Source organism: Gimesia alba, from assembly GCF_007744675.1.
Taxonomy (GTDB): Bacteria; Planctomycetota; Planctomycetia; order Planctomycetales; family Planctomycetaceae; genus Gimesia; species Gimesia alba.
In genome coordinates this window covers 1,829,115-1,855,381 of the sequence record NZ_CP036269.1, presented here as the reverse complement: position 1 = coordinate 1,855,381, position 26,267 = coordinate 1,829,115, and the positions used below count along the sequence as shown (strand labels likewise).

19 protein-coding genes are annotated in these 26,267 nt (G+C 50.4%); 9 read left to right on the top strand and 10 right to left on the bottom strand.

Going from position 1 to position 26,267, the window contains the following annotated elements:
• Nucleotides 1-810, top strand: coding sequence for a DUF1501 domain-containing protein (locus Pan241w_RS07155; protein ID WP_145213025.1), 810 nt, complete (start codon nt 1-3; stop codon nt 808-810).
• A 30-nt stretch (nt 811-840) separates the two neighbouring features.
• On the opposite strand, the gene Pan241w_RS07150 is transcribed toward Pan241w_RS07155, so the two are convergent.
• A complete protein-coding gene (locus Pan241w_RS07150) occupies nt 841-1,035 on the bottom strand; it encodes a DUF6435 family protein (RefSeq protein WP_145213022.1) in 195 nt (64 codons plus the stop codon).
• A 200-nt stretch (nt 1,036-1,235) separates the two neighbouring features.
• Between Pan241w_RS07150 and Pan241w_RS07145 the strand changes: the two genes are divergently transcribed.
• The gene (locus tag Pan241w_RS07145) at nt 1,236-2,621 is read left to right on the top strand and encodes an APC family permease (RefSeq protein WP_390621017.1); all 1,386 of its coding nucleotides are present in this window, start codon (nt 1,236-1,238) and stop codon (nt 2,619-2,621) included.
• Nucleotides 2,622-2,889: 268 nt separating this feature from the next.
• Nucleotides 2,890-3,579: an SGNH/GDSL hydrolase family protein gene (locus tag Pan241w_RS07140; RefSeq protein WP_145213014.1), complete on the top strand. Its 690-nt coding sequence runs from the start codon at nt 2,890-2,892 to the stop codon at nt 3,577-3,579.
• A 108-nt stretch (nt 3,580-3,687) separates the two neighbouring features.
• On the opposite strand, the gene Pan241w_RS07135 is transcribed toward Pan241w_RS07140, so the two are convergent.
• Together Pan241w_RS07135 and Pan241w_RS07130 are read right to left on the bottom strand one after the other, a co-directional pair.
• Complete coding sequence (locus Pan241w_RS07135; protein WP_145213011.1) at nt 3,688-5,061, bottom strand: DUF1501 domain-containing protein; 1,374 nt, start codon at nt 5,059-5,061, stop codon at nt 3,688-3,690.
• Between the two features lie 294 nt (nt 5,062-5,355).
• A complete protein-coding gene (locus Pan241w_RS07130; protein ID WP_145213007.1) occupies nt 5,356-6,675 on the bottom strand; it encodes a DUF1501 domain-containing protein in 1,320 nt (439 codons plus the stop codon).
• An 832-nt stretch (nt 6,676-7,507) separates the two neighbouring features.
• On the opposite strand from Pan241w_RS07130, the gene Pan241w_RS07125 reads away from it, so the two are divergent.
• Complete coding sequence (locus tag Pan241w_RS07125; RefSeq protein ID WP_145213004.1) at nt 7,508-8,830, top strand: DEAD/DEAH box helicase; 1,323 nt, start codon at nt 7,508-7,510, stop codon at nt 8,828-8,830.
• Between the two features lie 88 nt (nt 8,831-8,918).
• On the opposite strand, the gene Pan241w_RS07120 is transcribed toward Pan241w_RS07125, so the two are convergent.
• Nucleotides 8,919-9,848 (bottom strand): DUF1559 domain-containing protein, encoded by a 930-nt coding sequence (locus Pan241w_RS07120; protein ID WP_145213001.1) that lies wholly within the window; start codon nt 9,846-9,848, stop codon nt 8,919-8,921.
• Nucleotides 9,849-10,110: 262 nt separating this feature from the next.
• On the bottom strand, nt 10,111-11,133 hold the full coding sequence (locus Pan241w_RS07115; protein WP_145212999.1) for a ferrochelatase: 1,023 nt from the start codon (nt 11,131-11,133) through the stop codon (nt 10,111-10,113).
• A gap of 507 nt (nt 11,134-11,640) precedes the next feature.
• Between Pan241w_RS07115 and Pan241w_RS07110 the strand changes: the two genes are divergently transcribed.
• Both Pan241w_RS07110 and msrA read left to right on the top strand, forming a co-directional pair.
• Complete coding sequence (locus tag Pan241w_RS07110) at nt 11,641-12,831, top strand: acyltransferase family protein (protein WP_145212996.1); 1,191 nt, start codon at nt 11,641-11,643, stop codon at nt 12,829-12,831.
• Between the two features lie 127 nt (nt 12,832-12,958).
• Nucleotides 12,959-13,711, top strand: a complete 753-nt coding sequence (gene msrA / locus Pan241w_RS07105; RefSeq protein WP_198000372.1) for a peptide-methionine (S)-S-oxide reductase MsrA — start codon at nt 12,959-12,961, stop codon at nt 13,709-13,711.
• 66 nt (nt 13,712-13,777) lie between these two features.
• On the opposite strand, the gene Pan241w_RS07100 is transcribed toward msrA, so the two are convergent.
• Entirely contained in the window at nt 13,778-14,950 is a 1,173-nt protein-coding gene (locus Pan241w_RS07100; protein ID WP_145212994.1) for a GNAT family N-acetyltransferase, read from the bottom strand.
• 215 nt (nt 14,951-15,165) lie between these two features.
• The gene (locus tag Pan241w_RS07095) at nt 15,166-16,338 is read right to left on the bottom strand and encodes a GNAT family N-acetyltransferase (protein ID WP_145212991.1); all 1,173 of its coding nucleotides are present in this window, start codon (nt 16,336-16,338) and stop codon (nt 15,166-15,168) included.
• A 325-nt stretch (nt 16,339-16,663) separates the two neighbouring features.
• Here Pan241w_RS07095 and Pan241w_RS07090 point away from each other — a divergent pair, with 325 nt between their 5' ends.
• Entirely contained in the window at nt 16,664-17,029 is a 366-nt protein-coding gene (locus Pan241w_RS07090) for a hypothetical protein (protein WP_145212988.1), read from the top strand.
• A 316-nt stretch (nt 17,030-17,345) separates the two neighbouring features.
• Nucleotides 17,346-21,548: a hypothetical protein gene (locus tag Pan241w_RS07085; protein WP_145212984.1), complete on the top strand. Its 4,203-nt coding sequence runs from the start codon at nt 17,346-17,348 to the stop codon at nt 21,546-21,548.
• Here Pan241w_RS07085 and Pan241w_RS07080 read toward each other — a convergent pair.
• Entirely contained in the window at nt 21,531-21,779 is a 249-nt protein-coding gene (locus Pan241w_RS07080) for a hypothetical protein (RefSeq protein WP_145212981.1), read from the bottom strand. The genes Pan241w_RS07085 and Pan241w_RS07080 overlap by 18 nt on opposite strands.
• Before the next feature lie 670 nt (nt 21,780-22,449).
• On the opposite strand from Pan241w_RS07080, the gene Pan241w_RS07075 reads away from it, so the two are divergent.
• The gene (locus Pan241w_RS07075; protein ID WP_145212978.1) at nt 22,450-23,751 is read left to right on the top strand and encodes a GAF domain-containing protein; all 1,302 of its coding nucleotides are present in this window, start codon (nt 22,450-22,452) and stop codon (nt 23,749-23,751) included.
• Between the two features lie 71 nt (nt 23,752-23,822).
• On the opposite strand, the gene Pan241w_RS07070 is transcribed toward Pan241w_RS07075, so the two are convergent.
• Complete coding sequence (locus Pan241w_RS07070; protein ID WP_145212975.1) at nt 23,823-24,614, bottom strand: glycosyltransferase; 792 nt, start codon at nt 24,612-24,614, stop codon at nt 23,823-23,825.
• On the bottom strand, nt 24,611-25,822 hold the full coding sequence (locus tag Pan241w_RS07065) for an NAD(P)/FAD-dependent oxidoreductase (RefSeq protein WP_198000371.1): 1,212 nt from the start codon (nt 25,820-25,822) through the stop codon (nt 24,611-24,613). Before Pan241w_RS07065 ends, Pan241w_RS07070 begins: the two co-directional genes overlap by 4 nt.
• Nucleotides 25,823-26,267 lie beyond the last annotated feature (445 nt).

Below are 26,267 nucleotides of genomic sequence, written 5' to 3'. Positions count from 1 at the left end.
ATGCCCTCTAGTACGTTCCAGGCCACGCGACTCGGCTGGTCCGGGCAGTCAATCAAGACGGCCGCCATCAGCAATCTGAAATCGCATCACGGTCTGGGAGCGAATCCCGAACAAACGGCTCTGGCGCTCGCCCAAAAGATGAACCAGCAATTACTGGGACAGACCGCTGATGTTCGCGGCGTGATCGATTCACTCGACCTCAGCGAACAGATGCGCGATGCCGTGCCCGCGGTGATGGATCTGACCCGCGAGAGCAAAGCGACGCTGGACATGTACGGCATCAACGGCGGCCCGTCTGACGATTTCGGGCGGCAATGTCTGCTGGCCCGTCGCCTGAGTGAATCGGGAGTCCGCTTTGTTGAAGTCAGTTCCACCGGCTGGGACCATCACAGCGGTCTCGACAAGTTCAAATCCAAAGCCGAGACGATCGACAAACCAATCGCCGCACTGCTGGCCGATTTGAATCAACGGGGGCTGCTTGACGAAACGCTCGTCCTGTGGAGCGGGGAATTTGGCCGCCAGCCCGAAACCCAGGTTCTCTCCGGCAAAGAAACATTGGGACGCGACCACAACGCCTCCGGTTACACCGCCTGGCTTGCCGGCGGCGGAACCAAAGGGGGGTTAACGCACGGCACCACGGATGACCTCGGTTATAAAACCGTCGCGGGTGAAGTCCACCTGCACGATCTGCATGCGACCATGCTACATCTGCTCGGTCTGGATCACAAGAAACTCGTCTACCGCTTCGGCGGCCGCGACTTCCGCCTGACCAACATCTACGGCAACGTCGTCCACGACATCATCGCCTGAACAGAAACGGGAATTTGCAAGGGCAGGCCTCTATGCCTGCCCGCAATCGTCTTGCGCCGCTTCCGCCAGCCGGTCGAGTTCTTTTAAAATTTCCTCCGCCTCTGAAGTAAGTGTGGCAAAACTCTGGATATCCCCATTCCGCTGCGCATCGCGGGCCGCTTCCAGTTTCTGAGCGTACTGAAGTTCCAGTTTCTTCTTAGGGTTACGACGCAACCAGCCAAACATCTCGGGTCTCCCTGAAAAACATCAATCCAATCTCCTCCAGAGGACTATAGACGCCGCTCTCTGCTTGACAACCACTCCTTTTTTCTCTTCATCAATTTCGTGCCAGGAGAAAAACGGAAGTAGCACCAGCTTGTTTTCAGCCTCCCAACCAGTCATGATGAAATGGATCTGCATGCCGTTACCCGCCTCTCAACAATGGTCTGTTCAATAACACTTCGAGGTGCAAGGAAGTCCCGGGAGGAAGAGTCATTAACCCCAAGACGCAAACTCCAATCGCATCCAAACTCCATCAGAAACTGAACCTGGCAGAGTTGCTGGCCATGGGTATCGGCGGTATGATCGGCGGCGGTATTTTTTCGGTTCTGGGGATGGCAGTGAATATCTCTGGACATGCCGCACCACTGGCTTTTCTGATCGGCAGTTTTGTCGCACTGGGAGCCGGTTACTCTTATGTCAAACTGGCACTCGGCTTCCATAGTGACGGCGCCAGCTTTACCTATCTGGATCGTGCGTTTCCCAAACACCCGAACATCGCCGGGATTGCAGGCTGGACGGTGATCGTAGGCTACATCGGCACGCTCGCCCTGTATGCCTACACATTCGGTGTCTACGGCGCCCACCTGCTGGGTAGTGCGGGCTCTCCCACCGTTCGCATGGTGCTGTCTGCCGCGGTCCTCTTGTTTTTTATGTTGATCAATCTGCAGGGGGTCAAATCCAGCGGACAAACCGAGGTGATCATTGTCTTCTCGAAAGTCATTCTGCTGGGCCTGTTCGCGGTCGCGGGAATTTTTTCGATCAAACAGGACCATCTCTTCCCGGTATTTGAGAAAGGCGTGTCATCGGTCTTCATTGCGGGTGCCATGATCTTTGTGGCCTTCGAAGGCTTTCAGTTGATCACCAACGCGGTCATGGAAACGGAAAACGCAGACCGGAACATCCCGCGTGGCATCTACGGTTCAATTCTGATCACGTCGCTGATCTATTTCGGCGTGGCGGTTGTTGCGGTCGGCAACCTGACGCCAATCGAAATCAGGGCTGCCAAAGAATACACACTGGCGATTGCAGCCGAGCCGGCTTTAGGAACTGCCGGAGGAATCCTGGTCGACCTGGCAGCATTGCTGGCCACTTCATCCGCCATCAACGCCACCGCCTTTGGTGCGTCGCGCATGATGGCCGAGATGGCCACTGAAAAACGAATGCCTCATCGATTCTCATTTCGCAGTCGCACGGATGTCCCCTGGATTGCCATCGTCGCACTCACGATTATTTCCGGCGCCTTCACACTCCTCGGCAGCCTGGAAACGATTACGCTCTTTTCCAGTATGACCTTTTTACTGATCTCGCTGGCCGTCTCCGTCGCCAATCTGAAACTGCGTAAAATCACCAACAGCAACCTCTGGCTGATTCTGTTGGGAATGACCCTGATGCTGACAACCATCGGCCTGCTCGTACTACATCTCTGGCAGGAAAATCATCAACTCTTCTTCTGGCTTGGCGGAGCGTTTGCTCTGATCGCCCTGGTGGAAATCGCATTCTGTGAGCGCGAGTGCCGGAATTCCTCGCACAAACAAAAGAAAAGTGAGTAGCAAAGATTGCGATCTCATCCCACAGATCACTCCCCCCTCTGGATCAGATACTCCCACAATAATTTTCGTGACTTTCGTGTTTTTCGTGGTAGAAAAAAGGAAACGCTGTGTTTCAACAGCTAGACTGTGTCCAGTTTTACTGTAGCGTCTCCAAGGCTATTTGGACCAAGTATATTAGATTGAGGCATGCTATGATAAAATATGATGCACTCTAGATTACCTGTCCCCCGTTGCTAACAGTTTCATCAATCCCGTTGTGAGAAAAACAATGTTCAAATACTGCCTGTTATACTTCACCTTTTGTCTGTTCTGTCTCCCCGCAAACACAAGTACCGCAGAAGTCATCAATGCCGGCGTGGGTGGGAATCGCAGTTCGCAACTGCTAAAACGTCTCAATCGGGATGTGCTCTCGAAAGTCCCAAGTGTGGTCGTACTGATGGTCGGCACCAACGACCGCCTCAACTCGGGCGGCTTTATCGACATCAAAGACTACCAAAAAAACGTCAACACGCTGATTGACAAAATAGAGGGAAGCGGCGCGAAGGTCCTGCTGATGACGCCCCCGCCCTGCATCCCGGAATTACTCTTCAGTCGCCATGATCCCAAAAAATATGCCGACCAGTCACCCAACGAGCGAATGCAAGAAGTCCGTTCCGTTCTGCTGCAGATTTCCCAGAAACGGAAGATCCCCCTGATCGATTTCCATGACTACCTGATCAAGCACAACATTGCCGACAACAACAAAACCAGCGTCCTTCGCAACCCCGCCAATAGCGGCAGCAAAGACGGCGTGCACCTGACGCCCGCCGGCTATCAGCTCCTGGCAAAGCTTGTCGCCGAAAAAATGGCTTCCGAAAAACTGGATACGACCAAAGTCATTTGCTTCGGCGACAGCCTGACAAAAGGTTCCGCTAAAGCAAACTACCCGGCTTATCTTGGAGAGATGCTGGCGAAGTAAGCCACAGTAGAGGATGATCAAGGTATGAATAAAAAAGAGCAGGTTCTTTTATGCGAAAACCTGCCCTCTCATTATTTCTTACTTTGAGTTCACACCAGTAATACTAGCTTAAATCAACTCACGCAACGGTTCAATTCCCTGATCCACCAGATACTGCGGCGTGCCGCTGGTGTCGAAGATGCGGGTGCCGTTCAGGTCCAGACCGATCTGGTGGTACAGCGTCGCAAAGACTTCCTGAAACTTGACTGGCCGGTCAATCGCATACTCTCCTTTGCGATTCGTCTTGCCGATCACCTGCCCTGTGTTCATTCCGCCGCCTGCGAGCATCGCACACGAAACCTTCGGCCAATGGTCGCGGCTGTTATTCTGATTGATCTTCGGCGTCCGTCCGAATTCGCCCCAGACCACAACGGAAACATCTTTATCCAGCCCCCGTTCATGCAGATCGGTCACCAGTGCGGACAAACCCTGATCGAGTAGCGGAAATTCTTCACGCGACTTGGGAAAGTTCATGCCGTCCGGTCCATGCCAGTCCCAGCGGCTATAGTTGAGTGACACAAACCGCGCCCCCGCTTCGACCAGACGACGTGCCAGACAGAAGTTTTCAATCATCCGCGGCGCACCATCCCGCTGGAAAGTTTCGTCGCTCTTGCCGTAACGAGCGAGAATCTGCGGATCTTCTTTCGATAGATCCAACGCATCCGCCAGTTGCGGCGTGGTTAAAATATTCATCGCCTGCTGCGAATACACGTCCATACTTTCCATTAAGCCCGACGTGTCGGCTTCGCGACGGAATGTATCGAAGGCCTTCTGCAGCTTCACCCGATCGCGCAACCGTTCGAGGGTGATCCCCTGCAAAACCATGTTCTCTGGTGAACTGCGGGCTTTGCGACCGACCAGATTAAACGGCGCATGCTGCACGCCCAGGAAGCCGCCCGTGCCGGGTTGGCCCCAGGTGCCGTTCCCTGTTTTATACATCAGCGCCACATTCGAGGGGACCGCCGCGTTGACGGGGCCCTGCAGATTCGAAACAAAGGCTCCTGCTGCCGGCCAGCCTCCAGGGGGCTGACGACTACCGAATTTGCGCCCGGTCATACACTGATAGGCATCGTGTCTGCCGTCAGCATCGGAAAGCGAACGCACCGGAACGAACTTGTCCATCATCGCCGCCATCCGCGGGAACAGTTCACAGATCTGAATCCCGGGCACGTTGGTTTGAATGGCGTTGAACTCGCCACGAATTTCCGTCGGCGCTTCCGGCTTGGGATCCCACAGGTCAATGTGCGACGGCCCGCCGGGCATGTAGATATTGATGATCGCTTTGTGATTGCTGCCGGTCTGGCTTTCGTTTTCAGCTCGTAATGTGCCTGGTAACGAAATTCCCCCTAACGCCATGCCCCCGATTTTCAGGAAGCTGCGGCGGGAAACACCATCACAAAATTGACCGCGCTTCGCGGTCGGTTTACCAAGAATCGTCAGCATAGAATCTATTCCCTCGGCACCATGAATCAGAGCACCATTGAATCAACATAAATACACGTTGATATGATAGCGGAGATCGATTTTGAAAGCAAATGCAATTGAACAGGTCGATCCGGGAATTCTGGAAACCACTGCCCCCCCGATTCAAGTGATTTTTTCGCGACCACAAATGATTCTTTAAGTACGCAAACCCTGATATATTCAATGTTTCGATGTTTTGCACGATGCACTTGAGTCGGTTTTACATTTTCGTGTCGCTTCGTGCTTTTCGTGGTAGTGAAAAAACGGATTGCGCTAAATCAATTCCGAGATCACTTCCCCTTCTGGTAGTGCCAGCATCGGGCGATCATCGAGCGTGCGCAGCTCAGCCTTCGGATTCAAACCCAGGGCATGATAAACGGTGGCCGCAAAATCAGGCACGGAAACGGGGCGATCCGTGATTTCGGATGCATGCTTGTCAGTAGCACCGATCACTTGCCCCGTTTTGATTCCCCCGCCACCCAGCGTCAGACTGAAACAACGGTTCCAGTGATCTCGTCCCGGTGCACGCGGGTCATTATTCAACCGCGGCGTTCGCCCGAATTCACCAGCGGTAATCACCACTGTATTCTCCAGCATCCCGCGCTGTGCGAGGTCATTCAACAGCGCTGCGTAACCCTGCTCATACGGCGGCACTTCGGTTCTTAAGCGGGGAAAGACTTCCGGATGATGGTCCCAACCGTACCGCACATAGCCTTTCACGGTGACAAATCGCACGCCGGCTTCCACCAATCGCCGCGCCAGTAGCAAGCCCTGCCCCACACGATTGCGACCGTATGTATCACGTACCTGTTCGGACTCCTGCGAAATATCAAAGGCATTTTTGGCCCGCTCGGAAGTAATCATCGACAGAGCCCGCTCTCGAAACTGTTCGTGAGTCCGCGCGAATTCGAGCTGTTGTTCTTGTCGCGATTGAAACTGATCCAACGCCGTCAGCAGCGACTTTCGATCGGTCAGGCGATCCACGCTTACCGAATCGGGCGGGCTGAATTCCTTCACCGCAAAACTGCTGCTGTTCGGGTCGGGTGTCACCACAAACGGATCGTAGGTCCGTCCCAGATAACCGCCGAAACCGGGGTCGCCATATCGGGGGCTGTCCAGTTTGCCCACCTGCACGAACGGCGGCGTCTGACGTGCGCGACGCTCCTGCTGCCAGGTCACCATCGCACCAAACCCCGGCGGGTTAATCGTTGGCGTCAGCCGGTTGCCGCTCATCAAATGAAAATCACCCTGGCCGTGTGTCGGAGAATACGAGTGCATCGAGCGAATCAACGAGAACTTGTCCGCACAACCCGCCATGTTCGGCATCAACTCGCACAACTCCATCCCAGGCACGCACGTGGAAATCGGATTCAATTCGCCACGAATTTCTGCTGGAGCGAGTGGCTTCATATCATACATATCGATATGGCTCGGTCCGCCCAGCAACCAGAGCAGAATACAATTCACCTCACGCTTTGGCTTGGACGCTTCCGCTGATTCTGACATCGTGTCCAACAGGTTCACGCCCAACGCAGACAGACTGCCCACCTGCAATAACTCACGCCGATTCAGTCCTGAATTCAAACGCAACATGCCTCGACCTTCGCCTGGGAAGAAAATAAGAAGTCTCGGATGGAAATCCCCACCCAACCAACATAAACATCCATTGATATGATACCGTGATTCGATTTCTGAAGCAAATCAGTAGCTGAAAGTGGTCTGAAAACAGAAAGTTCTAAAACCTCTGAATTATCGCCACCGGCTCACGTTCAAAAAAGCGGCAGTATTTAAAGGGGGGAAATACCCTGAAAACAAGCCATACAAAGCCTTTCCAGGAAATCAGGCTTGGCAAAAGTACTTCGCAAGGGTATACTTTCCTTCAGACGTGGGCCATTCTTTTTAGAAGGCACGTCAAAATGGTCGGAACCAAGCGAGTAGCGCGATCCTCAGAGTAGAATCCGTTTTCTGACCAGAAAGGGTCTTTTTGCAGAGTTGGATCCTCTTGTCACCCTTTCTACTTGTGCGGCTTGTTTGCTGCACACTTATGCTTACCAGTCATCGGTTGTGTGAACCGCTGTCGAAAGCACCGCGTCGTTGTGGACGCACTGAATTCTGTGATTTTCTTGTTTATCCAGAGTTCCCACAGAAGCGACGTTTGCTTTTGGTCATGCCGGTCCAACCTGCTACGCCTGAGTGAATCCCTGAAGAGCCGATGAACGTTTCACCGGCTCGCGCACGACTTGAAATACTGCGCTGTTGCTACCAGGCGGAGCCCAATACCACACCGTGGTGGATCACCCGCACACGAAATTAAAAACACCAACCAGCGGCTGACAGACACAAAGAAGGCACTCCTTCTCCATTGATTCACCGAAATCAACACGCTGACAGCCCAACCTTTGAAACACTCCGACAAGGAAAACCATTGAATACTTTTCAAGAAATCGAATTAATTGCGCCAGTCCAACGTGCATTGGCCGAAGAAAACTACAAAACACCAACCCCCATTCAGGCACAAACCATTCCTGCCGCACTCCAGGGACACGATATCCTCGGCTGTGCTCAAACCGGAACCGGAAAAACAGCCGCACTGGCACTGCCGATTCTTAACCGTCTGGGGAAAAACAATCGCAAAGCGCCCCCGAATCGTCCGTTTGCACTCGTATTGGCGCCCACGCGGGAACTGGCGATTCAAATTGGCGAAAGCTTCGAGACATACGGTCGGCATCTCCGATTGCGGCATGTTCTCGTTTATGGTGGCGTCAGTCAGGGGAACCAGGTACGGGCATTGAATCGAGGCGCCCACGTTCTGATCGCGACCCCCGGACGTTTACTCGATTTGATGAACCAAGGTCATATCAATCTCGAACATCTGGAAACATTCGTCCTGGACGAAGCCGACCGCATGCTTGATATGGGTTTTCTTCCCGACCTCAAACGGATCATCAGCCAACTGCCGGCAAAACGACAGTCATTGTTCTTTTCAGCAACACTGGCACCCAAGATTACCGAACTGGCGCAAAGCCTGCTGAAAAATCCGGTCAGTGTCAACGTGACGCCCAAGACCACCAGTGTGAAAAAGATCAAGCAACAACTGATGCACGTGGAATACAACAAAAAGCAACCGCTCTTACAGAAAATTCTGGGAAGCGACGGCGTCGAACGGGCGCTGGTTTTCATCCGAACCAAACGAACGGCCAACATGCTGGCCCAGCGGCTGATGCGGGCTGGCTTCAAAGCCACCGCCATCCACGGCAATAAATCTCAAAACGCCCGGCAGCAGGCTTTAGAAGCATTCCGCAGTAAAAAGGTGCAGGTGCTTGTCGCGACCGACGTCGCCGCCCGGGGAATCGACATTGATGGCATCACGCATGTAATCAACTTCGATCTTCCCGTGGAAGCCGAATCCTACGTGCATCGTATCGGTCGAACCGGACGCGCCGGCGCTGAGGGCATTGCCATTTCGTTCTGCAGTGGTAACGAACGGAATGAACTGCGTTCCATTGAAAAGTTGATTGGTCATAAAATACCGGTCTCAGCGGAACATCGTCAGTCGGACGTGCGGCCCGTCAAAGCTGACTTGGAACCCCGCACCCGCAAAGGTGCCCCGGGACAAAGAGCGGGTGCCAAAGGCGCACGCCCACCTCGACGCCGTTCCGCTTCATCTGCCGCCAAAGCCAAACCAAAACAGGGACAGAAACGGACCAAGTGGCGGCATCTCAAGCCAAATGCAAAACAAACCAGCTAAACCTGGCTGTGAATGTCGCTACATCAATAAAAACACCGAACGCCTTGCGACGTTCGGTGTTTTTTACTTACTCACTTCGTCGTACGACTTAGAATTCACCCAGTACTTCACCGTCGTTTTTATTCCCCAGATTCTGGAAGGTAGGACGGTCGATATTGGATGAGATAAAGCGAACGGCACCATCGCCGAGCAGTGCATGCACGCCCCCAATATGGTAACTGCGCGCATAATTATATTTGACGCTCGTATTCACAACGCAAGGTGCATTCGGCCAGGTCGTCGATTTGCACGAGTAGTTCTGATCAGGCACAGGTGTATTCGGCACTTCCCGTGTTGAAAACGTCATCTCCCCATGCGCCCCGCCAATTCCATAACAGCCGGGACAGCCCCAATACGTCGTTGTCGCAGCATTACCACGAATCACAATCTCGGAAACCATAATCGTATTCGAGGAACCATCTCGCATATCACGCATCTGGGCTTTCGAATTCTCTGAAAAGATACCATTTAAATTTTTACTGGTCGTCGTCGCTTCATTCCCGGCACAGCCTATGTAGCTCCCTTGAGAGCGCCCCGCTGCATCGGCATTTCCCGGTGTCGAAGGATCGGAGGGACACAAATAAACCGAAACGATGGCTTTATAAACTTCCGGGTTGGAAACGATATGCACGTGCGTGGCAGGATCCTCGGTATATTTCTGATACAAGGGTGCCTGATCGACGAACGGCAAGATCTGATGTGCCCAGGTATCACGCCAATGATACGTTAAATAAGGCGCTGAAGAACTATAGTTCCCTGGCTGGACTTCCATGTGCCCATAAGGCAGCGTGCGATGCGTGTCGAGATAATTATGTAACGCCACTCCAATCTGTTTTAAATTATTTTTACACGTAGATCGCCGGGCCGCTTCTCGCGCCTGCTGGACGGCGGGCAACAACAGTGCAATCAAAATCGCGATAATGGCAATCACAACCAATAATTCAATCAGGGTAAAACCTCGCTTACGAGACGTAGACATACCGACTCCTGTCACTTTTTGTTTTTAACTCGGGAAGGATAGTGGGGATGGTAAGTGAATCTGCCTGGCAGGACGTTTTTTGGAAAAACACAGGCAGGGTGGGCGCTTCAATTACTTACTGATACTTAGTATTTCGCATCTGCAGGGGCAATGACAACGGGGAACGAACGTTTCATGAGAATCTTTATTGAATATTTTGTACAGATGCCGTTCTAACAAGAGCCGTGACGCCATATAAAACATATCGGTTTTAAACCGGTTCTCAGCGTTTGACTTCAGTGACACGCAGGCAGCAGTCAACCGGACAGACATCGTGGCTGGCGCCCATCTCTCCCAGCGCAGGTCGCTCGTCTGTTCCACTGATACGTTCTTCGATCAATTCACGAATCATCGTGATGAACCGCGGATGCACGCCTACCGTTTTTGCGCGCAGCACGTTGATTCCCAATTCGTTCCCGACATCCTTCGCTTCCGTATCCAGATCAAATAACACTTCCATATGGTCCGATACAAATCCGATCGGAACAATCACCACATCTTCGATGCCCCCCTGCACTCCCAGCTCTTTGATGAAGTCACAGATATCAGGCTCTAACCAGGGCTGGTGTGGCGGACCACTTCGGCTCTGATACACCAGATGAGATGAATGTCCTCCCAGTCGCTCGCTAACCAGCCGTGCTGCTTCTTTTAACTGAACTTCATATTTACAGCCCGCTGCCATCGCCAATGGAATACTGTGCGCGGAATACAGGATCGTTGCCTTGTCACGTCGATCTTCGGGAATCTGCTGCAAGACTTCTTCCGTCCGTTCGACCGTTGCTTCGATAAAGCCCGGGTGATTGAAAAACATACGCAATTTATCAACCACAGGTGCCCCTTCTCCCACCTGCTCCTGTGCCCGTTGAATATCTTCCCGATACTGGCGGCAGCCCGAATAGGAACTGAAGGCAGACGTAAAAAATCCCAGCGCCCGTTTGACTCCTGCCTGTTTCATTTCTTCCAGAGTATCCGCCAGGTAAGGAGTCCAGTTTCGGTTGCCCCAATAAATGGGGAGCTGCGGACCATGTGCAGCCAGTTCCAGCTCCAGTGCGGCAATCAACGCCCGATTCTGCGCATTGATCGGACTCACGCCTCCAAATTGTTGATAGTGTTCAGCGACTTCCAGCATCCGTTCGCGCGGTACATTTTTTCCACGCAGCACATTTTCCAGAAACGGGATCACATCATCGGGGCCCTCTGGTCCACCAAAGGAGACAACCAAAATAGCATCATAAGCAGCGTTCATCAAAGATTTTCTTTCCTGGCGACATTCATCCGGCTGGGGTTCTCAATTCAATCCTGATAACGACTGGGGCTCAATCCTGATAACGACTGGGGCAGTCGAAAAACTGTTGATTGGTTTCAACATGTTAATTTGTAGTCAGCAGATCACAAATTGCCACTCTAAACCACAAAATAATCAAAATACCTGATCAGCCAAGTATTTAGGACGCCCAAAGACTATTAGAATGTTCAATGAAACCAGAACTTATGCCAGCTCTGGGATCAGTCTGCTGATGTTGCTTTTTCGCAACATCACGGCATAGTTCACAAGACCAGAATGCCTATTTGTCCGGTTTTAATGATTATCAATTCCGGAATGAGCACGACTACTCTCGAACATGAATTCTTGTCAGATTTCGCCGATCCGAATTAACTCCAACGGATATATATAATCGTCGCGAGGTGATTTCAGTGCGACATTGAACTAATTTGAGATAGCGGCTCCATCCTACTTTCAGGCATACTCACGATGAATCCCCCTAGTGCTTTAGCAACTCCGAAAGCACCCGTTTTACGTTTGGAGACACAGCCAGATGGCACTGGCACTACCCGTTTTTATTATATGGACTCCCTGCGCTCCATCCTGATGATGCTGGGAGTCGTCTTGCACGGCGCACTGATCTACTCCGCCGGCGACCACTGGATTGTTTCCGATTCGCACAAGTCCGAATTTTTTAACGTGCTCGGCTCCATTATCCACGCTTTTCGGATGCCCACCTTCTTTATCATCGCCGGCTTCTTCTCGATGATGAGTCTCAAGAAGTATGGTATCGGCACATTTGCCAAAATCCGCCTGACGCGCATCCTGGTCCCGTTATGTGCGACGGCTCTGTTCATCAACACACTGGAACTCTATTTCAGAACCACCGTCATTCAACAACAGTCAATGTCGTTCGTGCACTTTGTGGTTTACGAACTCCCACAAAAATGGATCTCCGGCGCCTGGGTCTCGCATCTCTGGTTCCTGCTCACACTGCTTCAGTTCTTCGCCGTCGGTATCGCGCTCTATGCATTGTCCAGCCGAGTGACAGATTCCGGCAGACTCAATCGCGTGCTCGCTCCCTTCCGAAAAAACTGCTACTTTCTGTTATTGCTCCCGTTTGCTGATCTCGCCTGGAGCATCATCGACAAACTGGATCCGGAACTCTCGCACGGATCACATTTTTTCGGACTGTTCAACGTAGAAGATTTCGTCGTCTTTCTTCCCTACTTCCTCGTCGGGCTCTGGCTTTATCGAGATCAGAAATTACAACAGGCCTTTCATTCGATCGCCCGCTGGGAATGGTACGCGCTGGCACTCTCGCTCATGGTACAATACATCGAGTCAAATGCTCACGGCTTGAACCCGGAGAGTGTATTACGCATTTATTCCCTCAGCCTGACCTGTGCTCTCTCCAGTCACATCTGTTATGTCCTGTTTTATCGATTCATGAACCGGAATTCCCAATTCTTCCGCTATCTTTCCGATGCCTCGTATTCGATCTATCTGTTTCACCATATCTGTGTGATTGTGTTTGGCTATCTCCTGCTGAATGTCAGTATCGCCATAGGTTATAAATTTCTGGCCGTCGAAATCGCCACAATCTCCCTCACACTGGCCATCCACCATTTTCTGATCCTCAAATTCAAACCGCTACGGTTCCTGTTTAACGGGAAATGAAGTCAGGGCGCGTTCAAGACAGATTCCCCCTGTCCCTGATCACTCCGATTGTCTAAAATAAAACCAGTTGTTATTAATGCTGACTGGTTTTGATTTTCTGATGGATCTGATTTGGGAAAAGGGTGTTATGACGTTCTCTCAATTACCGCTGCTGGTTCTCGTTGGCTTTTCACTCACCACTCTGCTCACCCTGATGAGCGGCTGTGAGAAATCGCTCACACCGGAAGACCGCCCCGTGGCTGTCGCCGACGAACAGCCCCAGCAAGAGCAAACAGCCCTCCTGGAACAGACTGACTCAAAGTCCTCTCCCGCAGCCCAGGAAGAGACGGGACTCGAAGTCGTCACTCTCGGCTCAGGCTGTTTCTGGTGCACCGAAGCGGTCTTCCGCGAACTGAAAGGCGTCAAGTCGGCCGTCTCCGGTTATTCCGGCGGCAAGGTTCCCAACCCAACCTACAAAGCAGTCTGTAACGGCACCACCGGCCACGCCGAAGTCATTCAGGTCACATTCGATCCCAAAGTGATTCCCTTCACTGACATTCTGAAAGCCTTCTGGGAAACACACGACCCGACCACTTTGAATCGTCAGGGCGCTGACGTCGGCACGCAGTACCGCTCCGCAATCTTTTATCACAATGAAAAGCAGAAAGCAGAAGCAACCGCCTACAAAAAACAGCTCGACGCCTCAGGCCAGTTCAAAAACCCGATCGTCACCGAGATCACGGCCTTCGATAAATTTTATCCTGCCGAAGATTATCACCAGGACTATTTCAAACTGAATCCCGGCAACCAGTACTGCCAGTACGTCATTCGCCCCAAACTGGAAAAATTCCGCAGCAAATTCGCCGACAAACTGAAAAAGGATGAAAGCACAGAGAAATAGTCGATGGGCATACCCGTTCACGGGAAGGTTGATTCATAAACGGGAATCAATTTATCCGACGCACACCTAATGCTGAGAAACAGATGACTGGGAGTGCTCAGAATCCTGCTGCTCGTTTTCCAGATCGTGCATAAAGCGATCACGGTACCAGTCTGCGATGCGACTGCTCACCTGCAATGCTTTTGCCATTTTAGAAACAGGTGAATAATGCACGTATCGATAACTGGTCTCCACCGAGGTATACCAGTATTTCTTGGCATCGAGAGACCCGGGACCGATGTCTAACAGTTGATCTCCTGTTTCCATACTGTTACGAATCATTCGCCCCATTAATAATCGACCCAACCCTTTATTGGAAACACCCGGATCAAATCCCATTCGGAGCGAAAACACGCGTCCCTGATAGACATAGTTATAATTAAAAGCGGCCGGCTCGCCTGATAAATAGAGCAAATTTAAATCGACAGCGCCAAATCGAGCTGCGCTTTCATGAGTATCGCGGAAATATTGTGCGACCTTCTCATGTGATAATGTGGTTCCAGTCGTTGAACTTCCCTGCCAACTCTTCTGCGCGATCGTTTCGCAAATGTCATACAAATCCCAGCGTGGATCACTCTCACCAAATTGTTCTCCCCGAGGCCGATACCGCGCGAATTCAATTTCGCCTTCTTTTGCGACCCGTTTTTCGGCACGAAGATACGTCTGACGCGCTTTTCCCGATCGACCAGCGAGATAAGTGTCCCAATCCTGGTTGAGATCCACATAGGCCGTTTGATCCCAGTCAAATTTTTTGAAGGAACAGTCTGCCAACTCCAGAGCGCGTTCCGTAGCACCAGCATCGAAACCATCTGCATCCACACATCGTAAATCGATGAGATCCCAGTCTTGCTGAGACACCTGGATCAATTCCAAAGTCTCTTTCAGAGTTGTCTCGGGATCGGCAGAAACGGGACCATAGAAACTCCCCCAATCATCAAACGGGTAAGTCAGAATGCTGCACGACCCTAATTTTGTTTTCATGCGTCTCACACACAACGGCACAATACCTGTAACCTCATTCGCATCCCGAACCACAAAGATACGCAGGTACTGTTTCTCTGAAAAATGTTGCCAGTAAACTTCTAACCAATCCAGAGACTGAAAAAAACTTCCCCCGGGAGTGACTGACAATAACCGATTCCAGTCATCTCGAAATGGTTCCAGATCTTTGATTTTGTTTATTTCGATAATGTCCAACATGGGCTCTCGTCGTTTCTAATTCTATCGATTCGCAAAAAGGGGCTCGGAACTCAAACTGCCAGAGTGAGCGCACGATTTCATAACGCGTCATTAATAGCATAGAATTCCTGAACAGCATGCCATCTAAAAAGCTGAGAAAAGCAGCAGTGCCCCGCCACATTGTCCCGATCAATCGGGTTATGACACTTATTCACTCCATTGCCCGCTCAGGTGCATCAATGATGTGTTTCTTGTAACGCGCGCTGAGGCACATCACTCGCATCACTCTTCTCGCTTGAAGAGAATCGGTTTCGGAACCAGCCGGCGACCTGATGGCTCAACTTCAGGATCTGCCCCATCGGCGAGGTTTGAGAGTAATGCACGTAGCGGTAGCCCTTCTCCACGGAGGTGTACCAGTACTTTTTGGCATCCTGTGCACCGCACCCCATGTCCAACAGCAAGTCGCCCCGATCCATACTGTCATGGATCATGCGGCCCAGCAACAAACGTCCTAATCCCTTTCGCGACACTTGCGCGTCAAAGCCCATCTTCAGACCATCCAGGCGACCGTTGAAATAATAGTTGAAGCTGAAGGCAGCCGGCTTTCCCGATAGATAGATCAAATTCAGGTCCATCGCGCCCGCCCGGATGGCACTCGCATAGGAATCTCGAAAGAACCCAGCTACTTTTTCATGCGTCAGCGTCGTACCATCTGTCGAAGCAGCCTGCCAGCTGTTGCCCGCAACCTGGAGGCACTGCTCATATAAATCCCAGCGGGGATCTGCATCACCATGCGCCTCGCCCCGGGGACGATAGCGTAAATATTCAATCTCACCTTCTTCTGCCACTTTCCGCTCGGCCCGCAAGTACGTCTGACGGGCCTTGCGCGGGCGGGCCGCGAGATACTCATCCCACGTCTGATCCAGATTGATATACATCGTCTCATTCCAGGGGAAGATTTCAAACGGCATCTTCAGCGACTGAAAGGCTCGTTCCGTTGCGCCGCTATCAAAATGGTCGCGGTCTATACACCGCAAATCGATCAGGTCCCAGTCACGCCGGGACTGTAATACGAAATCCAGGACCGTTGTCAAAGTGGCTTGTGGATCGGCTGAAACCGGACCATAAACGCTCCCCCAATCATCAAACGGAAACGTCAGAATGGAACATGGGCCAAACTTTGTCGAAATCCGTCTCACGCACAATGGCAGTATTCCCGTAATTTCATCTGCATCGCGAACCACAAAGACACGCAGAGACTGCTTCTCAGAAAAATGGCGCCAGTAGACCTCTAGCCAATCCGGAGACTGAAAAAAACTCCCCCCGGGAGTCACCATTAATAACCGGTTCCAGTCGGCACGATAGTCTTTCAGTTCATCTGTTTTGTTCAATTCGATGACGTTCAGCATCCGCTTCTCGTTCTCAATTTTTTCGCAAAGATTTATACCAACAGAGAGACAGTTTTAGACTGAAACAAGCCAAAACCACTATCAAGCAGTTAGTAAACCTTAGTTTAAGACGGGGGACGCACCACTTTGAAATGTAAAGAGAGCTCTGTCAGATGGAAGTGCGTTCCGATTAAACAGGTTTTGACAGTCATTCAGATCACGAGATGAGCCCTAAAATTGTAATATCGGACTCGCAGGACTCACGAGATTTGTATAACCTGCCACTAGAAAGTCCTACGACTCTCGTATTCCCAATACCAATCCAGACAGTAAGGAGACTGATCCCATGAGATACGTATTACTCTTCACCATCCTGATCACAGGTTGCGCCGATAAAGCGGCTGAAAAAGCAGCGGAAAAAGAAGTCAAGCAGGCCGAAGCCGATTCCGCTGTTGAACTCGGCGAAGCCTCCGCCGTGGACTTGAGCACAACAGATCTCCCCGTCCCGGAAAACGCGAAAGTCGACTCTGCAGCGCTGGCAACCATCAAAGCCAAACTGGAATGCGAAAAGTGCGGCCTCGAACGCATGGAAAGCCCCGCAGACGCAAAAACCATCCGCTACAATGTCGACTGTGACGAAATCAAATACATCGTCACCTACGACCCCGAAAAAAACGAAGTGCTGGAATCGAAGCCGGTGGAGAGCAAGTAACGCGAAAAAACCAAACAAGGCCGACAGATCTCGAAGGTCTTGCTCAAGCCATTGCTGAATCATCCTCTAAAAGCGATCAAGTTCGAAAAGTGACATTCGTCACTAGTGGCATATATTTGTTTGCGCTTTTGAGGTCTGGTGAAAAATCGCAATGCTGGTCGAGATGGATTACAATTGTTGGTTTCTGTCTATCAATAAATCTCCCGAATTTGGATTACCGCGACAGTTCATAAGTAACTTGTGAACAGTACCTGTCGTTGATAAACTGGGTTACTTACTTCTTCAGCTCAAAGCCTACAAATTCAACGAGAGAGAAATGCGGTTAAAACAAAATCTGATGGATCAATTTCTCTGCTTTTCAAGGGAAATTCAAGTGAAGTTCCATCAATTGTGGCGATGTCATACGCTCCCAACTGTTAAGCAGAGACCAAGGCCGGTATATCATCAGATCGAATACCTGGAAGATCGCACGCTGCTCACGGCAGCATTCCCCGAGTTTATCGATCCCAATCCGAGCGCTGATAATGGTTTTGGTGATACCGTTGTTGTCTTAAGTACAGGGAACGTCGTCATTACCTCTCCCTACGATGACGCTGGTGGCACCGATGCCGGTGCAGTCTATCTGTTCGACGGTGCAACCAGAGGGTTGATCAGCATACTTCGCGGGTCAACCAGCGGTGACAAAGTTGGTTCCGATGGAGTGACAGTACTCTCCAATGGAAATTACGTGGTGAGCAGTCCGTACTGGGATAATGGTTCAATAGTTAACGCGGGAGCGGTGACGTTCGGAGACGGGAACACCGGTGTAAGTGGCATTATATCAGCAGCCAACAGCCTTGTCGGTACAAAAAACTTGGACCAAGTGGGACGTGGAGGAGTAACTGCACTCTCCAATGGCAATTATGTAGTAAATAGTACTTATTGGGATAACGGCACAATAAGTAATGCCGGGGCGGTGACGTTTGGAAACGGAATTACGGGGGTAAGCGGTGTGGTATCCGCAGCCAACAGTCTCGTCGGTACTACAGGTTTCGAAAGTGTTTTTGCTCATCATGATGTTACGGTGACAGCACTTTCTAACGGAAACTATGTGGTAAGCGACCCAGCCTGGGACAATGACATGGTAAAGGATGTAGGTGCCGTGACATTTGGAAACGGGACGACAGGAATAACTGGAGTCGTGACAGAAGAAAACAGTCTCATCGGGACAACAGAAAATGACTATGTAGGCGGTTGGGGTATCGAGGCGTTACCCAATGGTAACTATGTAGTAGTCAGTACCGGGTGGGACAACGGCAGCATCGCTAACGTCGGAGCGGTGACATTGGGAAACGGAACGATTGGCACAACAGGGATTGTATCAGCAGAAAACAGTCTCATCGGGTCACACAGAGACGACTTTGTGGGCAGGGGGGGGATGACTGTTCTCACCAATGGAAACTTTGTAGTAACCACACCTTGGTGGGACAACGGCACGCACACTGACGCCGGTGCTGTGACATTTGTAGACGGAACAACTGGAGTAACTGGTATCGTATCAGCAGAAAATAGTCTCGTTGGAGCAATCAGGAATCTCAGAGTGGGGGGATATAATAATGTCACCGCGCTTACAAATGGGAATTACGTAGTAAGTACGCCCTGGTGGGATGAAGGTCAAGGTTCATCTCATGCAGTAGGAGCAGTCACATTTGGAAACGGAACCACAGGAGTAACAGGAGATGTGTCTGCAGAGAACAGTCTCATTGGATTAGGCGGTTTTGATGAAGTGGGATCCGGGGGGATATTTGCTCTATCCAATGGAAACTATCTGGTACTTAGCCAAAGCTGGGACAATGAGACGGCAAATGATGCAGGCGCGGTGACATTCGGAAACGGAACCACCGGAATCACTGGGGTAGTGTCTGCAGAAAACAGTCTTGTCGGAACATCCACCGATGACAATGTGGGGAGTGAGGGTGTCGTCGAGCTCTCCAACGGAAATTATGTGGTACGCAGTCTGTACTGGAGCAACGACGGTACTATTAACGCCGGGGCAGTTACGTTCGGAGACGGAAACACCGGCGTGAGTGGAGTGGTATCAGCAGAAAACAGTCTTGTCGGGTCATCTGCTGATGACTATGTGGGGGGGGTGTATAGTGTGACTGCACTCTCCAACGGTAACTACGTGGTTAGCACTCCTTCCTGGAGCAATGGTACATCTACAAACGTTGGCGCAGTCACATTTGGAAACGGAACTTCCGGTGTGACTGGTGTTGTGTCTGTAGAGAACAGTCTTATCGGGACAACAGAAAATGACTTTGTGGGAAGCGGTGGTGTGACGGCGCTCAGCAACGGGAATTATGTGGTAAGTAGCCGTAGGTGGAATAATGGTTTAATATCTAATGCTGGGGCAGTCACGTTCGGAGACGGGAATACTGGAAGTACCGGGATTGTTTCGGCAGCCAACAGCCTCGTCGGCTCATTCACAGAAGACCAACTGGGGGGATATATAACTGCGCTCTCCAATGGCAACTACATAGTGGGTAACAACTTAAGCAATGTGATGGCAACACAGGCAGGTGCCGTGACGTTTGGGGACGGGACTACCGGTGTGACTGGAGTTATATCAACAGCCAATAGTCTCGTCGGCTCAACCGATTACGACGCTGTGGGCGGCTATGGAGTGAGCGCGCTCTCGAACAGTAACTATCTGGTGACCAGTATCTCCTTTGACACCAACACGAAAACATATACAGGAGTAGTGACGTTTGGAGACGGTACGACGGGAATAATTGGAGAAATCTCGTCGACCAATAGTGTGATTGGAACGGAGTCCTCTTTAAAACCCCCTGAGATTATATTGGATGAGATTAACAATACATTTATCGTCGTCCTGAAGGATGAAGGAAGGGTCTGGGTTGGTTCACAAGCAGATGGTTTTCAACCAAGAATCCTTGAAGAAATCAGCGATGTCATCATCAGTGAAAATTCAACTGAGCAAACTGTCAACCTCACTGGTATCACTGCTGGTAGCCGAAGTGGCAATCAGTTACGTGTGACAGCAACAAGCGGCAACACAGACCTGATTCCTGATCCGGTTGTATCCTATACATCTCTGGATTCCACAGGCAGCCTGACATTCATTCCCTCGGCAAACCAGACAGGCACCGCCACGATCACGGTGACCATCGAAGATGGGGGCCTTGATCGTGAACTTGCTACAACAGAAGACAATTTTTGGAGCCAGCGAACGTTTGACGTTCTCGTCAGCATCCCTGTCGACATCGATTTACGAGTTGTGAGCTCCCCTACAGCTGTCAGAGCAGATGGTCACGCTTCGACCCTGCCCACTCATCGGAACAGGGCTGATGAATGGTCCTCTTTCTGGTTAGAGATCTGGGTGAGTACGACAAACATCCAAAGCCCGGGAATTTTTTCAACAAGTCTCGAACTGAGCTATCAGACGGAATATATCTCACCGACAACGATTGAATATGGCTCCAGCTTTTCTCACAACCAAACAGGCACCATCAATGATCCCGCAGGAGTAATAGAGAACCTCTCTGCTGTAACGAATCAGACGGATTTAGGCATTTCTGATTATCTTCTCTTTACGCGCATCAAGTTTGAATCTCTCGCCGATGATGGCGTTAATCTCGACATCCAAAATCAGCTGATTGGGCCTTATGACCTGGGCTTTTCAGTTAGCTCACCTCAGGTGAGTGACGTCACAGGGAATCCGGTCAGCACGACTGTCAATTCATTTCCGGGAACCAGCATTTGGGCAAACCCTTATGATCTGAATGATGACGACTCAATTAATATACGTGACCTCATACTTTTTATCACGGTCTACGGAACAATACCGGATGAATCAGATTCAGACTATGCATGGGTTGCGGATCTTGATCAAAATAATCAGGTCAATATCCGAGACCTGATTTTATTGATCAGCAATTATGGTAAACAAAAAGTTGATGCCCCAGAAATAAATTATCCTGATAATTTTCCTGAATCTTGGAATAATCAACTTATTACAAAGTCTCAAAAACAGTTGCAGGTGAGCACAAAACGTTTGACTCAATCTGCAGCAGAGACCATTCTTGAAAATGCGATTGCCAACGTGACTCCTCATCTAACGTCTGGCGAAAAATCAAAACTCGATAAAACTAAAGTTCAAGTCGTCAACCTGAATGCAGATACTTTAGGTCAGGCTGTTGCCGGTACAATTTATCTCGATCAGAATGCCGCTGGTTATGGTTGGTTTGTTGATACGACACCCTTTGATAACAGTGAATTTAAAAATGAAAGCGAGTTGACATTAATCGCATTACCTGACAGTGATGCATTTGGTTATATAGATCTGTGGACTGTAATCAATCATGAGATCTACCATCTTTTAGGTTACAATCACGAAGCTGACGGGCTCATGAAGAATTTGCTTCTACCTGGAATTCGCAAAAACATGAACTGGGAAGATGAGACAGATCAATATTTCACAACCCTACTAGATGAGATAGCACTAACGCCCTTTGAATAATGTGCGTGTGTGCTGCTGCATGTAAAGATCATCAAAGTCACTTCTCTCCGCACACCACAGCAGGGGCGCGTAGAAGTTTTGGTAAAAGTGATAAAAAGCGACGGCTTCCTGGCCCGTCGCATCCTCGTATGACACATACACAGGCCCAATGCTCATGACATAAATCGCCAGCAAGATTGGGACAGCCAGACACAAAAAACGGATGAACTTGGATTCTTTTTTGTCTGGCATGCAAACTAATTCCGTCGCTTTGTCTCAGCGAAATGACGCCTAAAAATGATCGACGCAAAATTCTATGTAGTCGGTCATGATCGACCCCAAAAAAGAACCTCGCACAATGTATCTCAGGGGCGCATAGAAGGATTTCAAAAAGGGAATGGTCTCTACATAGGGATTACCTCCATATTCAGTAGATTCTGTAAGAGCAATCACAGGACCAATACTGAATGCGTAAAGCAGCAGCAAACTGAAGATGGTATAGAACAGTTTCCGACGAATTTTGGTCCCTTTATTTTCAGTCATACGAACCACCCCAGAAATACAGAAACCTGATCAACACAGTTTAATCCGTTGAAGTCAAAAACCAATCAATAAACATCGTCCAACAATAATATCGATTGTGCGTGTTAAAGAGATTCTCACCTTTATCCACCCGGTAATGCTAGTAAAACCCCCTAAGCTTTCAGGGATTTACCTCAACGCTGTGACAAGTCGGCGAACTATACTTTGTTATTCCATACAAAAAACGTTCTCAAAATGCCTGAGGAAAGGCAGATGCCAGGATAAATCAAAACCGAAGCATCACAGCAGCTTCGAAAAACTCTTCGAGCGATGCAAAACATTTCGAAATGGCGAAAGATTTTGCATTCTGATTCGAGGTTGAAAGTAGATAGACGAAATCATGACTGAACTCGAACAGAAAAGTAATACCGCTGAACTTGCGAACGATATGCACGCAAACTTATTTTCCGGTTTGATGCAGCAAGTTACGCAAGGGGCAACACTGGATACCGTATTGAATTCGGTTTACGAAAATTTCAATTCGATTTTGCCATTCAATCGCATCGGATGTGCTTTGATCGACGAATCAGGAGAACGAGTCGTTGCACGCTGGTGCCGCTCCGAGAAGAAAGTGATTCTCGGCAAAAATTTCAGTGCCCCACTCAAAGGCTCTTCACTTCAATTTGTGTTGGAACAAAAACGCCCCAGAATTCTGAATAACCTGGAAGAGTACCTTCAAAAGCACCCTCACTCCGTCTCAACACGCTTGATTGTGAATGAAGGAATTCGGTCTTCATTCACATTTCCACTGACGGTCGAAGGGCACGGGATTGGGTTCCTGTTCTTTTCGAGCACCGAAACGAATGCCTATTCCAAAGCGCACCTGGCATTGTTCAAAGAAATCGCAGGTTTACTGTCGCTGGTCATTCTGATTGCCTCACAGCGCAAACAAACCACCACATCAGATCGCGAATACATCTTTTTGCTGAATAAACTGGTCAGCTCTGCCAGTCCCCGCTCAGCACATGTCATTCAGTTAGTAAGTCAGTTAGCACCAGGCCTGAGTCCCCAGCACAGCGCACACTATGAATCTGCGGCAACACTGCTTGAAGCTCGTGATATTATTTCTGCAAATGATAATCGGGAACAGGAAGCTATCGTAGAAATCATTAATCAGATCCCCGAATTGGAAACCGTTTCCACAATTATCGAGCGATTCGATAACGAGAGTGACCTTTTGTCGCTCCAGATAGACAGTATTCAAAACGAGCCGCTTTCCCTTGCCGCAAACCTGATCAGAACAGTGCAGGAATACAAAAAACTCGAACACGCCCATTCATCAAACCATTTGCCCTTCGTGCACTTGCGCAGAGAGCCGGAAGTCTTTGCCCCTTTGATTGTCGATGAACTGGAACAAGCAATCATCGCGTCGATTAGTGAAACGACCCAACAAGTTACGATTAAGGAACTGGTTGACGGCATGATATTCAAAGAGCATGTCGTTGCTTCTGATGGTACGATTCTCGTTTCTTCTCACCACATCGTGAACGGACACATCAGGCATCGCCTGGAGAATTATGGAAACAATGGTATGCGAGTCATGGAACCGTTACTGGTAACATGCCCCGCAAGCAATGCGACTCAGAATAAGCCACATGGTACGCCGCGAGACCGCCGAACACTGTGCTCTGCAGCTCGTTGAATTTTGTGCCCCGCATTCAGCATCGCATTTGCCGCGCGTCGGTTCGCTCAAATTGTTCGGGCGATGAAAGTTTACGACGGCTCTTTGTAGATTTTGATCAATTTACGTCGTGCCTCTCGCCTGTCATCCGGCTGGTCTGCCAGACGTGTTTCGATTTCGTTGAGCAATATATCGCGTCGCTGCTCTCCGACCAACGGTTCCCAGGTAGAATGCGTGTTATTCTCATGATATTGCTTAAGGTAGACCGCGGTCGGGACTTCAACAAGATACGTCTGCAGCGCGATTCCGAACACCCAGATCTGATCCGCAAAGTCGTGCGAGAAAAGAGGGAGAGGAGAGTTGAATTGCTGTCGCACAACCCCGCGGTAGGGAATCCCTAAGTTCCAGTGCCGATCGAGATGAATGGCCTCCCACCAGGGAGGTTTCATGCCCAGCGGAATGGGAACTGTGGGTGTTCTTGTCTGCTGATTTCTCTTCAGATCCAGTTTTTCAATAACGCCAAAAGCCAGTCCGGCTGAAGGTGTCGCGTCGAGTGCCGCAATAAGTTCTTCGTAGTACCCGGGACCAATCTCATCATCCTGCGGCATGATAGAAAAAAATTCGGTGTCAGCCAGGCTCAACAATTCGTTCGCATGCAGCCGCCAGTCGGCCACTCCTGCCCTGCGTCGGAAACAGACGCGCTGATCGCCTTGATGTCGTTGTTCCAGAACATCCAGTGCATCGTCAAGCTGAGTAATATCGCTGACGATAATGCGGCACCCAGCCGGACAACCGTTGATCGTCTTTGAAATACTGTCGACCCATCTGCGACCACGGTGAACGGGCATGAGAACAGTGAGTCGGGCGTTGGGATCCAGATTCATCTGGCTTCTCCGCTCATTTCTGCACCGGTAATTTCTCCCAGTTGTGGTGCATTGGTGAGCTTGCCGGTATCGACCGTCCACCAGCCATCGTACGACTTCACACCAAAATTTTCTCGCCGATGCAGCGTACTCTGTGGGTCCTCGATGTCAGTGGTTCCCCGGGCCACGATCACGCCCGCCGCTGATGAAACAATCGATGCTTCACACAGATCGGGCAATAATGTCTGCAATGCAGTCAGCGAGCGTTCGGCAACCGCGTGCGCATGCTGAGGATCTTCGAGCGAACTACTGGGAGGTAGTTTACCGAAGTACGTCCGGCATTCCGGATACCAGCTGATATAAACCTGGCCGTCGCGTCGAGGTACAATATCACCATACGGGCCCTGAACCATCGTTATGGGAACCAGGGGACGGTTTCCCGATCCCTGTCGAACCATAATCTGATGTTTGACTCGATAGCAAATAGTCGATGGATCAGAAGGAATACCCACTGTTTCGTCAATGCGCGCTCTGTCACTCCAGGTGCAGTTTGCAATCAGGTCAGCGTCGAAAATGCTTCCCACGCCTGACTCGTCCAGATACAAACGGAAGCCCCCTTGACGTCGCTCCGCTCCGTCAACTCTGACTCCGCAACGTAAATTGATCAAGGGATGGGAACGAACATGTTGCTCAAGTCTTGACGACAGATGACGCGGGTCGATCGCCGCTTCCTGAGTTTCAATGAACCCCTTCAAGCCAAGTCTCTTTTCAAAAGGACTCTGATTGCCGCTTCGCCTCCACAACCAGGTCAATTGCTGTCCCAGATAGCTGGGGTTGCAGAGTTCATGTTCTGAAAACTCTGAATGCATCAGACGTAGGGCTGCATAGGAAGCTTCCAGCTCGTCAACAGTAGCCAGGCTATCTGGCATGACGGCGTAAAAAAATCCGTCCGACCGCCATTCATCCCATGGCAGCGCGCCGCACCATCGGTCAAGCAAGGGTGAAAAGCAGAGGGCTCCTTCCAGCATCTTGCGTTGAGTGGAACCACTGTGGTCAAGTACGTACACAAACCCCAGATGAATCTTGCCTTCGTTGCGTAAACTGGCTGCACGCAATGGTGCTGGATGAGACTCAATCAGCGTGACCGCATGCCCCCGATGTGCAAGCGACAAGGCCACACAAGTCCCCTGAAGTCCAGCTCCTAGAACAACAATCCCTTGTTTACCCATTTCAATCATCCTCGTGAAGGAAACTGGCGTTTACCCTCCCCAGCCGGCAGTTCTCAGTTGGATTCAGCCAGAAATCATTCCAGACTTGAATCACAACCCAGATTGACACAACCTTCACGCGATGTCGGCTTCCGTTTCCATCAGTCCCCGCCTGTAGTCTTTTTTATACCAGGCCAATTATCCCGGATTACCAGAGACCTGACAACCACAAATGCACCGAAGCATCAAATCTCAGTTCCCTACAAAGGGCATAAAAGTGACCTACTGAAACAGAGCAATAAAAATAGGGCCGACCGTATTCGAGAGGTTTTGCCCAACCACAATTGTGATCGTAAGTTACATGATTCCTAAAATCAAGGGGGTGCATAATCCGGTGCAGTTGGAAATCAGTACCCCATGAGCACACTACGCCCCAAGCTCATATCATCGGGAATAAGGACTGCCT

What these genes read in the sequence shown, in the direction of transcription:
- Pan241w_RS07155 (WP_145213025.1), top strand. Translation starts at nt 1, where the DNA reads ATGCCCTCTAGTACGTTCCAGGCCACGCGACTCGGCTGGTCCGGGCAG.
- Pan241w_RS07150 (WP_145213022.1), bottom strand. Translation starts at nt 1,035, where the DNA reads ATGTTTGGCTGGTTGCGTCGTAACCCTAAGAAGAAACTGGAACTTCAG.
- Pan241w_RS07140 (WP_145213014.1), top strand. Translation starts at nt 2,890, where the DNA reads ATGTTCAAATACTGCCTGTTATACTTCACCTTTTGTCTGTTCTGTCTC.
- Pan241w_RS07135 (WP_145213011.1), bottom strand. Translation starts at nt 5,061, where the DNA reads ATGCTGACGATTCTTGGTAAACCGACCGCGAAGCGCGGTCAATTTTGT.
- Pan241w_RS07130 (WP_145213007.1), bottom strand. Translation starts at nt 6,675, where the DNA reads ATGTTGCGTTTGAATTCAGGACTGAATCGGCGTGAGTTATTGCAGGTG.
- Pan241w_RS07120 (WP_145213001.1), bottom strand. Translation starts at nt 9,848, where the DNA reads ATGTCTACGTCTCGTAAGCGAGGTTTTACCCTGATTGAATTATTGGTT.
- Pan241w_RS07115 (WP_145212999.1), bottom strand. Translation starts at nt 11,133, where the DNA reads ATGAACGCTGCTTATGATGCTATTTTGGTTGTCTCCTTTGGTGGACCA.
- Pan241w_RS07110 (WP_145212996.1), top strand. Translation starts at nt 11,641, where the DNA reads ATGAATCCCCCTAGTGCTTTAGCAACTCCGAAAGCACCCGTTTTACGT.
- msrA (WP_198000372.1), top strand. Translation starts at nt 12,959, where the DNA reads ATGACGTTCTCTCAATTACCGCTGCTGGTTCTCGTTGGCTTTTCACTC.
- Pan241w_RS07100 (WP_145212994.1), bottom strand. Translation starts at nt 14,950, where the DNA reads ATGTTGGACATTATCGAAATAAACAAAATCAAAGATCTGGAACCATTT.
- Pan241w_RS07095 (WP_145212991.1), bottom strand. Translation starts at nt 16,338, where the DNA reads ATGCTGAACGTCATCGAATTGAACAAAACAGATGAACTGAAAGACTAT.
- Pan241w_RS07090 (WP_145212988.1), top strand. Translation starts at nt 16,664, where the DNA reads ATGAGATACGTATTACTCTTCACCATCCTGATCACAGGTTGCGCCGAT.
- Pan241w_RS07085 (WP_145212984.1), top strand. Translation starts at nt 17,346, where the DNA reads ATGCGGTTAAAACAAAATCTGATGGATCAATTTCTCTGCTTTTCAAGG.
- Pan241w_RS07080 (WP_145212981.1), bottom strand. Translation starts at nt 21,779, where the DNA reads ATGCCAGACAAAAAAGAATCCAAGTTCATCCGTTTTTTGTGTCTGGCT.
- Pan241w_RS07075 (WP_145212978.1), top strand. Translation starts at nt 22,450, where the DNA reads ATGACTGAACTCGAACAGAAAAGTAATACCGCTGAACTTGCGAACGAT.
- Pan241w_RS07070 (WP_145212975.1), bottom strand. Translation starts at nt 24,614, where the DNA reads ATGAATCTGGATCCCAACGCCCGACTCACTGTTCTCATGCCCGTTCAC.
- Pan241w_RS07065 (WP_198000371.1), bottom strand. Translation starts at nt 25,822, where the DNA reads ATGGGTAAACAAGGGATTGTTGTTCTAGGAGCTGGACTTCAGGGGACT.